At 41.4% G+C, this 12,213-nt stretch carries 9 protein-coding genes; 5 read left to right on the plus strand and 4 right to left on the minus strand.

From position 1 onward, the window contains the following. The first annotated feature begins 113 nt into the window (after positions 1-113). Positions 114-629 (plus strand): inosine/xanthosine triphosphatase, encoded by a 516-nt coding sequence (gene yjjX, locus C9J42_RS13245; protein WP_107207308.1) that lies wholly within the window; start codon positions 114-116, stop codon positions 627-629. A 48-nt stretch (positions 630-677) separates the two neighbouring features. On the opposite strand, the gene trpR is transcribed toward yjjX, so the two are convergent. Continuing rightward, on the minus strand, positions 678-995 hold the full coding sequence (gene trpR, locus C9J42_RS13250; RefSeq protein WP_107207326.1) for a trp operon repressor: 318 nt from the start codon (positions 993-995) through the stop codon (positions 678-680). Positions 996-1,151: 156 nt separating this feature from the next. Continuing rightward, positions 1,152-3,101, minus strand: a complete 1,950-nt coding sequence (gene sltY, locus C9J42_RS13255; protein ID WP_107287469.1) for a murein transglycosylase — start codon at positions 3,099-3,101, stop codon at positions 1,152-1,154. Between the two features lie 262 nt (positions 3,102-3,363). Here sltY and ettA point away from each other — a divergent pair, with 262 nt between their 5' ends. Together ettA and C9J42_RS13265 are read left to right on the plus strand one after the other, a co-directional pair. Then, complete coding sequence (gene ettA, locus C9J42_RS13260) at positions 3,364-5,031, plus strand: energy-dependent translational throttle protein EttA (RefSeq protein WP_107287470.1); 1,668 nt, start codon at positions 3,364-3,366, stop codon at positions 5,029-5,031. 183 nt (positions 5,032-5,214) lie between these two features. After that, positions 5,215-6,198, plus strand: a complete 984-nt coding sequence (locus C9J42_RS13265) for a M23 family metallopeptidase (protein WP_107287471.1) — start codon at positions 5,215-5,217, stop codon at positions 6,196-6,198. Between the two features lie 66 nt (positions 6,199-6,264). Here C9J42_RS13265 and radA read toward each other — a convergent pair whose 3' ends face one another. Next, entirely contained in the window at positions 6,265-7,659 is a 1,395-nt protein-coding gene (gene radA / locus C9J42_RS13270; protein ID WP_005369493.1) for a DNA repair protein RadA, read from the minus strand. A gap of 147 nt (positions 7,660-7,806) precedes the next feature. On the opposite strand from radA, the gene C9J42_RS13275 reads away from it, so the two are divergent. After that, positions 7,807-10,158 (plus strand): PilZ domain-containing protein, encoded by a 2,352-nt coding sequence (locus C9J42_RS13275; protein WP_107287472.1) that lies wholly within the window; start codon positions 7,807-7,809, stop codon positions 10,156-10,158. Between the two features lie 90 nt (positions 10,159-10,248). Here C9J42_RS13275 and serB read toward each other — a convergent pair whose 3' ends face one another. After that, positions 10,249-11,214, minus strand: a complete 966-nt coding sequence (serB, locus tag C9J42_RS13280; RefSeq protein ID WP_107302071.1) for a phosphoserine phosphatase — start codon at positions 11,212-11,214, stop codon at positions 10,249-10,251. A 333-nt stretch (positions 11,215-11,547) separates the two neighbouring features. On the opposite strand from serB, the gene C9J42_RS13285 reads away from it, so the two are divergent. Then, positions 11,548-12,162 carry a YtjB family periplasmic protein gene (locus C9J42_RS13285; RefSeq protein ID WP_107290864.1) on the plus strand — a complete coding sequence of 205 codons (615 nt, stop codon included), beginning with the start codon at positions 11,548-11,550 and terminating at the stop codon, positions 12,160-12,162. Positions 12,163-12,213 lie beyond the last annotated feature (51 nt).

Here is a 12,213-nt window from a genome sequence, read left to right on the forward strand (position 1 = left end):
GAGAAATCGCGGGCTTTTTTATTTTCCTTTTCCCGATACCATTTCAATAGTTTACCGACTCAATATCTTTCCAGTACACTGAGACGCATTCGATTTGATTTAGGTATTCACTCATGCAAACAGTTATGGTCGCTTCAACCAACCCAGCAAAAGTTGCTGCTGTACGCGATGCTTTCTCTCTCGCGTTTCCTCTGCTTTGTTTTAATGTTGAAGGTATTGCGGCCCAAAGTGGTGTTCGAGATCAGCCCCTTACCAGTGAAGAAACCTTGTTGGGCGCTCGAAATAGGGTAAAACACTGTCGTGAACAATGTCCTGATGCTAACTACATTGTGGGATTAGAAGCGGGGATTGACGACAAATTTACCTTTGCATGGATGGTGATAGAGCATGACGGGCAATATAGTGAATCACGCTCAGCATCATTACCGTTACCGCCATTAGCCCTTGAGAAAATACAACAAGGCATGGAATTAGGTGACATTATGGATGAAATGTTTAACCAACAAAATGTGAAACAAAAAGGCGGAGCGATTGCGATGCTCACCAATGATTTATTAACGCGAAGCTCGGTTTATCAGCAAGCGTTAATCTTGGCTTTGATCCCTTTCCTTAATCCGCAATTGTTCTAATAAAAAATAGGATATTGTTGAAATAACAATATCCTATTTTCAACATGATTATTGCTCTGGTTTATTCTGCGCAAGAAAATTCGCTAACCATGCTTTTGTTTCATCATCCTGATGTTTTAACTCATTAGAACCTCGGGTGATTGTAGCAACACCGACCCCTAATAATTCACTGATCTTACGCTGACTACGTTCACCATTGAGTAATTCATGGACGATATTCACACGTGAAATTAATGCTTCTCGCTCATCATGAGTTAATAATACTTGGAATAACAACGCATCTCGCTCCTCTGCAGAAGCATGGCGGATCAAATCAAGTACATTCTGCCACTCGGTGAAGTCAGGGCTATCAGAAGTTGTTGTCATAGTTACCTCATCAGGTATGTCATCTTGCTGCAGTGTACCTTGATAATCTATCGACACCAAGATATCAGCCAGTAATTCTCGATATTACAAATAAGAAAAAGCCGAGTGTCACAACACTCGGCTTTTATGGTTAATCACGATAGTAAGTCACTGTTATTAATAACGGGCTTTTAACTCTTTCTGCGTTAATAACGGTGCCTTTTTACCCATTAGTTCATTGTAGTACACATCGAACATAAGCACATTTTGCACATAACCTCGGGTTTCATTAAATGGAATTTGCTCAATAAAGCTATACACATCTAACTTACCGTCGGTCTGTTTTCTCCACTGTTTTACGCGACCAGGCCCTGCGTTATACGAAGCAAAAGAATAAATACGATTATCGTCATTGTTATCTAGCATCATTTTTAGGTAGCCACTGCCTAAGCGAATATTAACGCCAGGATCAAATAAGCTTTCTTTACCAGCATAATCTCGGCCTAATTTCTTCGCTGTATGCGCTGCTGTTGCTGGCATTAATTGCATTAAACCACGCGCACCAACGTGTGATTGCGCATGAATATTTAAGGCACTTTCTTGTCGAGCTAATGCCATCATGGTAGATGTCGGTATACCCCGTTTTTTACTAAAGAAGTCAAACCACCATTTATGCGCGAGTGGGAAACGAAGTGCCATATGATCCCATAATTTACCTGAAATCGTCGCCTGAACCGCTAAGTGATGCCACTTATGTTTTTCCGCATATACCGCTAACTCACGTTTAGTTTGTACCCCTTGTACTCTCGATAATAAGTAGCCCCATTCACGGTTTGCTGTTATTAGCCTATCAGTATCTATTAACTCACCAATACGTTTTAAGGTCTTAGTATAAGGTTGAATTAACTTAGTCGATGTTGGCCCTTTTTGATTAGGGTATACAATCGGCTTATGTAAGATTGTTGCAGCAGCAGCACTATAAAAATCACGCTCACCTAACAGTGATTGATAAATTTTATCGGCTTGCTTCTTTTGCCCTTTTTTCGCAAGTAGCTGCGCTTGCCAAAATGTCCAACGAGAGCTGTCTTTCGCCTCTTTTGGCAAGCGATTGATCCACGTTTGTACGCCGCTCCAATCCGCTTCACGGATCGAATTACGAATACGACGTTCTAAAATACTCACGTTTTGGCTCGTTTTCAGTTTGCTATCACGCCATTTCGCTAACACAGGATCACTGGTTGACATGAGTCGTGATGCCACCGCATCAGCCAATGCTTGCTTGGTTGCTTTATCAAAATGCTGGCCCGCAACCACTTGATTATATGAAGCAACAGCTTGCTTAACATCAGCACGCGCTAAGCGATAATAGGCCGCTTCAGTTAACGCTTGGTTGAACTTGGTCACTTTGCTCTGTTTAGCAAAATCAGCCACACCTTGAGGCTTATCTAATAGCGCAAGGATTTTGTCGCCCGTGGCTTGTGAACTGCCTGTTAGTTGCTTATCAAGATAGGTAGCTAAACTCTTATTCCCTTTCTTAAACGCTAGCAACATACGATCAAGAATCAAGGTATTAGTACGTTTACCCGCAGCCGTCCATGCTTCTAATAATGGGTCACAAACCGCAGGTAATGTTCCCCCCGTCTCCCACAGTTTCTCTACTCCCGCCCATGCTTGGCTTGCATGACCGGTTTGGCTCTTAGCATAAAAGTAAGAACATTTTAGAGAAGTACTACTTGGCTCTGTTGGCTGCATCGATAGGAAGTCACGCCATTTCTCAGCCCCTGCAAGATCAGACAGGTAGTTACGCTGAATGGTTTGGCTAAAAGGCAATGCCTTATATTGGTTAACAAAGGTTTTTACTTGGCTAGGTGTTTTATTATCTAAGTCTTTATTAAAGAGACGGTATTCCAAGTAAGGGTATAGCGGATACCCACCTAATTTACTTTTGTTGGCATTAAATACCGCCATGTTATTGTTATCAAACGCTGTTTGCGCCTGATCATACCAAGTACGCTGTTGCTCTAACGAGGCTGCCTGCACGGTAAACGTGCTAATCATGCCCAGTGATAACAGTGCAATCGAAAAAATATTGGGGGAAGTTGGAATGCGTGGCACTAGAAGCTCCATATCAAATAGATGAAAGTAGAATCCCAGTTGCTTGGGCTAAACGGTACCAGCAACTACATCTGAGACAATCATATTAGCAAATAATTCATAAGCCTATTCAGATAATGGAATAGCCTTTTGTTACATTTATGCGAAATCAACCTGCTTTTTTGAGTCAGTTTTTTATTGCTCTCGCCACCAAATATAAACAATTCTGTTAAACTTCAGTCCAGAACAGGTAAAATATTCCCTTTCATTTTTTAAGTAGAGATCACACACGGATATGGCTGATTACGTCTATACCATGTCGCGAGTGGGAAAAATCGTCCCACCTAAGCGTCAAATTCTAAAAGATATTTCACTGAGCTTTTTCCCTGGCGCTAAGATCGGTGTCCTCGGTCTAAACGGTGCAGGTAAATCAACATTACTACGTATCATGGCGGGTATCGATACTGATATCGAAGGTGAAGCACGTCCACAAGCTGGCCTAAAAATTGGTTACCTACCACAGGAACCAATCCTAGACGAAAGTAAAACGGTACGTGAGATCGTTGAAGAATCAGTGTCTGATGTAAAAGAAGCACTGATCCGTCTTGACCAAGTATACGCAGCTTACGCAGAACCTGATGCAGATTTTGATGTACTTGCTAAAGAGCAAGGCGAGCTTGAAGCACTAATCGAGACCAAAGATGGTCACAACCTAGGTATGCAACTTGAGCGTGCAGCAGATGCACTTCGTCTTCCAGAATGGGATGCTGTGATTAAGAACCTATCCGGTGGTGAGCGTCGCCGTGTTGCTATCTGCCGTCTACTGCTTGATAAGCCTGACATGCTCCTACTTGACGAACCAACCAACCACTTAGATGCTGAATCTGTGGCATGGCTTGAGCATTTCCTCGTCGATTACAGCGGTACTGTTGTGGCTATCACGCACGACCGTTACTTCCTAGATAATGCTGCTGGCTGGATCTTAGAGCTTGACCGTGGTGAAGGTATTCCATGGCAAGGTAACTACTCTTCATGGCTAGAGCAAAAAGATGCACGTCTAAAACAAGAAGCATCTCAAGAGCGCGCGTTACAGAAGACTATCGAGAAAGAACTTGAGTGGGTACGTCAGAACCCTAAAGGTCGCCAAGCGAAATCAAAAGCACGTATGGCACGCTTTGAAGAGCTACAAAGCAACGATCACCAAAAGCGTAATGAAACAAACGAACTGTTCATTCCGCCAGGTGAGCGTCTCGGTGACAAAGTTATCGAAGTGAACAACCTAACCAAATCGTTCGGTGATCGCGTACTTATCGATGACTTATCATTCAGCATTCCTAAGGGTGCTATCGTTGGTATCATCGGTGCCAACGGTGCGGGTAAATCGACCCTATTTAAGATGCTAAGTGGTACAGAGCAACCTGATTCAGGTACTATTGAGCTAGGTGATACTGTGAAACTGGCATCGGTTGAGCAGTTCCGCGATAGCATGAACGACAACAACACGGTTTACCAAGAGATTTCTGAAGGCGCTGATATCATCAAGATCAACAGCTTTGAAATCCCTGCGCGTGCATACGTGTCTCGCTTTAACTTCAAAGGTAGTGACCAACAAAAACGCATTGGTGATCTATCTGGTGGTGAGCGTAACCGTGTTCACCTTGCGAAACTACTTAAAGCAGGGGGTAACGTATTACTCCTCGATGAGCCAACCAACGACCTTGACGTTGAAACGCTACGTGCACTAGAAGAAGCGCTACTAGAGTTCCCAGGCTGTGCAATGGTGATCTCGCACGACCGTTGGTTCCTAGACCGTATCGCAACACACATCCTAGACTACCGTGACGAGGGTCAGGTGAACTTCTTTGAAGGTAACTTCACTGAATACGCTGATTGGCTGAAGAAAACGCTAGGCTCAGATGCGACAGAACCACACCGTATCAAGTACAAGCGTATTGCTAAATAAGCAATTCACTCGTGATAAATGAAAAAGAGCGGCTTCGGTCGCTCTTTTTGTTTATTAATAAAACAAGGGAGATAAGACCATTAAACTGCAAGGCTATTACACAAATGAGAGACAGGTAACTAGCAATAATTAATCTAAGCACATAGACTCTAGCTTCAGAAATTGCTCAATGTGTCTTCTTTCATGATATTTAATATAAAATCGCTTGCTACCCAACTACATAAAAGTAATAAAAAAGCATTACTGATTAATAGTTTTCGTTATGGGGCCCTTTTTCTGCTTTGTGGCGCGCTTACCTACAGTACACATGCCATATTTGAGCTTTATACCTCAGCCCAAAGCTCCCACCAGCAAGTCTCTAAACTACAAAAACAAGCCTTAGAGCTCAGTGCATCATTATCTGAAGAAACCGCATTAAATAGAACGTTGAACGCGACAATAGAGCAAAAAAAACAAGCCTTAACAATACTTAATCAACGTATTGATGATATGGAGAGTGTGCTGGGATTAGGTGAAAAAAATAAAGATCTTGATCTTCAAAAACGCGTTAATACCGCTGCGATCAATTCGGCGGTAAAAGCTACCCTGTTTCAGCTTATTCCTAATGGTGAACCCACTCCAAATGTACAATTAACATCAGGGTTTGGTACCCGTGTGCACCCTATAACTAAACAACGAAAAAGGCATGATGGTTTAGACTTTGCGGCAAAAAGCGGGACGCCTATTTATGCCCCAGCCGATGCGGTAATAGAAAAAGCGAAGAGCAGCAAACATGGTTATGGTAATCAACTGATCTTAAATCACGCCATGGGATTTGTATCGACTTACTCCCATATGAGCAAATTTAATGTCAAAGCAGGACAATTTGTGAATAAAGGGGAATTGATTGGCTGGACAGGAAATTCAGGTCTTTCCACAGGCCCTCATCTCCATTATGAGATCCACTTTTTAGGAAAACCGTTAAATCCACGTCCCTTCGTCAATTGGGATATTAAAAACTTCAACACGATCTTTAAAAAAGAACCCAATGTGCAATGGGCATCCTTACTCAACACGGTGGGTAGTATGGTTGAGATGCAGATACAGCTTGCTTCTAAAAATCATGAAGCAACATTTCAAACCGTTAATCAGCCGAAATCAAATCCCAAACAAACCAACACACCTTAACGGTGAGCGATAACGAAAAACGAGAGGCACGGTTCTTTATTCAAAAGAAACACCTCTCGCATTTCATTAATTGATCAGATCTAACAGCTCATGAATGGTTTTGACAGGCGTGATCTTCGCCCCTAAGCCTTCCATCGATTTATGGTAATTACGGTAAGGGATAAAAATTTCGGTAAAACCATGCTGCGCTGCTTCTTTTACCCGAGGTACACCGCTATCAATTGGGCGCACATCACCGTTAAGACTGAGCTCTCCCATAATGCACGTAGTACGCGGCACCACAAATTCATTCAGACTACTTAACAACGCCGCCACCAGCGCCAAATCAATACAGGTTTCCGACTCGTCAATTTTCAAGCCGCCAACAATATTGAAAAAAGTATCGTGATAAATCTTGGTCTTCGCATGTTTACGTAAGATCCCCGTTAGCATCTTTATCCGGTTCATATTCAACCCCACACAAACACGCTGTGGAAACTCACCTTCAGTTTCAGTGGTTAAACACTGGATCTCTAACAATAGGTTACGGTTACCTTTTCGAATACAGGTAATGGCAGAGCCTGAAGATTCTGTTGTTGAGCCAGATAAAAAGATCTCACTTGGATTATCAACACTGAGCATACCGCGCTCTGTCATACGGAAAATACCTACCGTATCAACATCACCAAAACGGTTTTTATTGGCACGCAATGTACGTACCTGCCCATCATTGGTATCAATGTGCAGCAGAGAATCGACAATGTGAACAAGGGTCTGAGGACCGGCAATTTCATTGTTTTTATTCACATGTGCGATCAAAAACATCGTCACATTATTTTGTTTACAGTACTGCGTTAATGCTTGCGCTGCCGCCTTTACTTGCGATGGCGAACCCGGACTACCATTGGCAAGCTCTGTTGATACCGCCTGAATGGAGTCAATCACCGCAAACTTGATTTGCTTAACTTCAAGCTCTGCGATGATCGCTTCAACACTGGTTTCCGCCATCAGATATAAATTATCTTCATTGCAATTTAACTTAAGTCGGTTTACACGGTTCTTAAACTGCGACAGAGATTCTTCTGCTGTACAGTAAAGTGATGGCATCAGCTGTGACATCCGAGAAACCAGATCTGACAATAGCGTTGTTTTACCCGCCCCTGGATCACCAGAAATAATATTCACTGATCCCGTCGTTAAACCACCGCATAACACACGATCAAGCTCGCCAATGCCCGTTAGCATTTTTTCAGCTTCAACGGTTTCAACTTCATTGAGTTTTTTAGAACCGCCCCCCACAACACCCGCATAGCCGCCAATACTTGAACGTGCCGAGCTACTGGTTAAGCCAGACTTGGTGTTAGGGATCGTAAATTCAGTGATCGTATTCCACGATTTACATCCAGAGCACTGACCTTGCCAACGAGCAAAGTCCATCCCACAATCACTACAAACATATGCTCGTTTTGCTGCTTTTGCCATTCTTTACCCTAAATGTCTAATCCATCGAATAAACCAATATTATTCAATGTAAACCTCAACTTAAATGTGAATTTTTGTTACTTTACATTAAACTTTTATCACCATTAGCAGATAATACTATCAGTGAATCTTTTAACAGAAAATAAAATGCAGTTGGACGATTACAAAGCACTCATAGAGCAACTACTACCTGCTTATGGAAGTGAAGATTTCCACCAAGTTTTTGATAGTTTAACCAGTAATGAATCAGGGCCGATCAAACTCCGTATCAAAATGGAAATTAATCGGTTAATGGCCCCGTGCAAAAAAATCATTGATTTACGTGGTCGTGTAAAAGGTCAATGCCGCTCTTATACTTTTAATGGTCAAACCCATTGGCTTGATGATGTTGCTATTAATATTCTTCACCGCCGTAGTAAGGTCTTCAATAATCAATATTGCGTTGGTCTCTATGAGGCCTTGGTGAACACGCATAATAATTTTAGAGAATTACATCAACAAGGTGAGCGTGCAACATCGACGGAGAAAAAAGTAACCACAGAGTTATTTACCGCTAATTTGATCCGTTTTGGTCATTATCTCCATCGAGAAGAAAACCGACTGCAAATTAGCACCCCCGTAACTATCAGCATTCCTTTTAATCAACAGATCTGGGGAATGACAACGGATCTTTCTTCATCAGGAGCGAAATTTAAAGTCCCTTCGGCCTTTAGCTATCGGTTAGGACAGACTATTGATGCTTACTTCCCACAATTGGCAGAAATACACAATGAGCCTCTTTTAGAGCAACCTCATCGCTATCGGGTATTAGGCATTGATGATAACCCTGAAGACGCTAGCTTTAAATGGCTACGTCTCATTGCGCTAAGTGAAAATGAAGCGTTAAAAAAGCTGATCATCGCTAGTCAAAATAAAGGCATACTCCGCCATCGAAATAATCATGAAGATAAAATTATTCAGGCGCGTACCCAAGGCTATGAACATTGCTTTCTTAAACATACCGTCGGGCTGCCTCTCTTTTTCTCTGATACTGAGCTTAAATACGCTTTACTGACCGATCACAACCGTTATTTATGGCAATACTGGCACGATGAACGTAATCAGCCCGTGATCAATCAATTATTATCAGAGCAGCGTATTGCTTCACTTGGACATAAAGGGCTAAAGCAATCTAGCACCTTAATTTATTGCTTCCATCACGATCATCAAGGCCACCGTTATTTTTATTCTGCCGCTTTACCTGAAATGGACCAAGAACAACGCCGTATTTTTTGGCAATTAGGCTCGCACCGTGATAGTTGGCGAGTGATGCGGTTGACGGTTTCCCCTTTACGTCAACAAGAGCTTGAGAAGCTCAATGATGTTGCCCCTGAAATGATTGAGAAATTCCAAGATCTCACCCATGTTGGGGTTCTGCAAGATATCACCCATAAAAATACCCAATCAGATTATCATTTAACGCAGAAATCAACGTTATCCAGCCAAGCGATCAACCCATTTAGACATCCTAAAAATCCGGTTTGTTTGGCTGAAGCGATCCATTTTGATCCAAAACCTCAACGCAGTGAATCTCGTTTTAGCTATAAAACAACGATCTCGTTATATCAACAAGGGCAATTAATTAGCCATGGCCACTCTATCGACTTTTCGAGCCGTGGACTCAATATTAATCTTGATACGCCATTTCGCTGTAAAAAAGATGATCACGTTACGATTAAATTTGAGCAACTACAGCGCTTGGCTAAACTCGACATCTTAGCCCGTATGCCCTATCAAGTGATTCGGACTAGCCCTAACGGAAAAAATATCCAACTTACGATACGAGATAGTCAAGAATCACGCATCGGTGAAAAGTTTTTACGTAAACTTATTCAAAATAATGAAGAAAGGTTCGCTCTTTGTGAGGAGCAACTTCCCTCGCCTGCTATGTTACTTGCTATGCACCAAATGCTATTAACCCGTTTAAATAGCATTCCTTATTTTGCCGAAAAGATAGATCACAAAATAAAAGTCAAAGCTGTTGGATCAAACTTTCCACTGTCGCCACTCGCTGATATTTTTTATCAGCTGGGCGAGCAAAAACATTTTGAACTTGGCTTACTGTTTAAGCGTCGAGTAAATGAAATGTTAGCTTATCCAATGCGTCCTATCGAGAATATACGTGAACCTTATGTCCATGAACTCTATATCGCTTTTGAGCAAATTGATGGCAAGGTAAAAAAGATAGCAGTTAAAGCTAGCTATGAGTTTGAAAGCGTCGAAGAGCGTATTCGCTTTATCTCATTTGCACGAAAAAGCGGTAGCTTTATCGCTATTCGTGTCACCGCCTTACCTATTTTTAATCCTTTAACAGCATTAATTGGTGAAAAACTGAGTGAATTAGCGCGTTTAACTCTCCATCGAGCACGAGCTTTAGAAGCCGAATTTATTTCTTTGATCGGTTGCGGCGAAATCTTTGATATAACAGATGAAGTGTTAGTTCGATTAGAGATCAGCTAATAACGCTTTTCTTTAGCCATTAAAAAAGCCGTTGATCGTTTCTATAATAAATAGAGACAATCAACGGCTTTTTATCTATTTCTAAATGGCTTACCAGCTTAGTCGTTGCGGTACGAGCGATGCTGATAAGATACATAAAATACCACCGAGATCAGCGTGGCGGATCACGGCAGGTGCTTGTTGTTCAACTTTCGGTTTCGCGTGATAAGCAATCCCTAAACCTGCCGCTTTCATCATCACCAGATCATTTGCTCCATCACCTACAGCGACCGTATTATGTGGTTCGATATCATATTGCTCAGCAAGACTTTGCAAGATATTCGCTTTTGCTTGCGCATCCACCACATCACCAAGAACATTCCCCGTTAATTTACCATCAACGATTTCTAATTGATTTGAGAACGCCCCAACTAAGTTTAACTCTTGCTGTAAATAATCAGAGAAATAAGTAAAGCCACCAGACGCAATCGCGACTTTCCACCCATAGGCATGCAATGTTGCCACTACTTCACGCATCTCAGGCATAAAGGGTAAGTTTTCTTTTACTTGAGCCAATATCGCTTCATCGGCACCTTCGAGTGTACCAACACGTTGACGTAAACTCTGCTCAAAATCGAGTTCACCTTGCATCGCTCGCTCTGTCACTTCAGCGACTTGCTCTCCCACACCAGCTAACTTAGCGATTTCATCAATACATTCAATTTGAATCGCGGTAGAGTCCATATCAAAAACAACTAAACCTGGCTCCGCTAATTCAGGAAGATCGGAAAGTTGGAAGTAATCTAACTGTAATTCAGCCAGTATTTGCTCTGCTTGCTCAGTAAGATCATTAGCGATCGTGAAAACATCATAAGATCCCACTTTCCAGCCAGCCAGCAATTGAAGATCACCGTGTACTGCACTATTTAATAATTCAACATCATAATGGCTAATATTTTTCCCATAAAATAACCATTGCGCTTGGCGTTTATCACCATTGGTTACCGTTAATAATTGTGGGAAACGTTTATACAGCGTGGGGTGTTTTTTTATTTTCAGCACGTACTCAATATCCATATTATTTATCCTAAAAGTAACTTATTGCTATATTACGATGATTTAAATGGCAATATCGTAATAATGGTGCAATTTGTCGCTACTTCTTTACAAACTACCGATACTGATAGTGAAGAGCAACCCAAAAATGTTACTAAACTGTAATGAAACATAGTTAATTTTCACTTATTTATCTTAAATAAATACAATAAAAAGAGTAATTATTTATGACTAAATATCAGAACGGACATTTAACCATCTGTTTTTATTACTAATAAATCAAATAAACAGGAATATTCTTAACGACTCTATTATCGTGTAAAATACCATCAGAACACAGCAAAGGTTAACTCGATGATAAAGTGGAAAAAGAAACGCTGGCAACATCTAGGACGGCTTTCTGTTCTCCTATTATGTGGCTTAGTATTAATTGGAATGCTGGAATACAGCGCGCTCTTAACCCAGCGTAACTACCAAATGCTAAGTGAGCAAACTCAAACATTATCACGTATGTTAGTACGACAAGCAGCAGAAAATGCAGCCAGTGATATTACGGATAATAACCAAGATAAATTACAAAAATTGGTGAATAACTTATCCGATGAGCCATTAATTTTGGACGCCACTATCTACAATATTGAAGGTGTGACCTTGGCGAAAACTGATAACTCAATGCCATTGACACAACTGACAGGGCTATCAACACCGCTTGCGATGGCCAGCATTGGTCGCCAGCAAATTGTTGAGCCTATTTTTGCTAATAAGCATGTGATTGGTTTTGTTCGTATTACGCTTGAGCACAATAAATTGTTAGCCAATGCCAAAGACCAAATTCATTATATGACCCGTATTATTCGAGGCTTAACACTGGCTTCATTGATGATTGGGGTGTTGCTTGCTTTTACCTTCGGTCGCAGAAAGGATATTTGGCACTTTCCGTTTTTTCTTACCGCAAACGCGAAAGACTAAATACGGTTTGTTAATCGCAGGCAAATTAACAAGATAAAAAAAACGGAAACA

It is taken from the genome of Photobacterium sp. GB-56 (assembly GCF_003026105.1).
Lineage (GTDB): Bacteria > Pseudomonadota > Gammaproteobacteria > Enterobacterales > Vibrionaceae > Photobacterium.

Bases quoted from the DNA above. Each gene is read 5' to 3' on its own strand.
- yjjX (WP_107207308.1), top strand. From the start codon at position 114: ATGCAAACAGTTATGGTCGCTTCAACCAACCCAGCAAAAGTTGCTGCT.
- trpR (WP_107207326.1), bottom strand. From the start codon at position 995: ATGACAACAACTTCTGATAGCCCTGACTTCACCGAGTGGCAGAATGTA.
- sltY (WP_107287469.1), bottom strand. From the start codon at position 3,101: ATGGAGCTTCTAGTGCCACGCATTCCAACTTCCCCCAATATTTTTTCG.
- ettA (WP_107287470.1), top strand. From the start codon at position 3,364: ATGGCTGATTACGTCTATACCATGTCGCGAGTGGGAAAAATCGTCCCA.
- C9J42_RS13265 (WP_107287471.1), top strand. From the start codon at position 5,215: ATGATATTTAATATAAAATCGCTTGCTACCCAACTACATAAAAGTAAT.
- radA (WP_005369493.1), bottom strand. From the start codon at position 7,659: ATGGCAAAAGCAGCAAAACGAGCATATGTTTGTAGTGATTGTGGGATG.
- C9J42_RS13275 (WP_107287472.1), top strand. From the start codon at position 7,807: ATGCAGTTGGACGATTACAAAGCACTCATAGAGCAACTACTACCTGCT.
- serB (WP_107302071.1), bottom strand. From the start codon at position 11,214: ATGGATATTGAGTACGTGCTGAAAATAAAAAAACACCCCACGCTGTAT.
- C9J42_RS13285 (WP_107290864.1), top strand. From the start codon at position 11,548: ATGATAAAGTGGAAAAAGAAACGCTGGCAACATCTAGGACGGCTTTCT.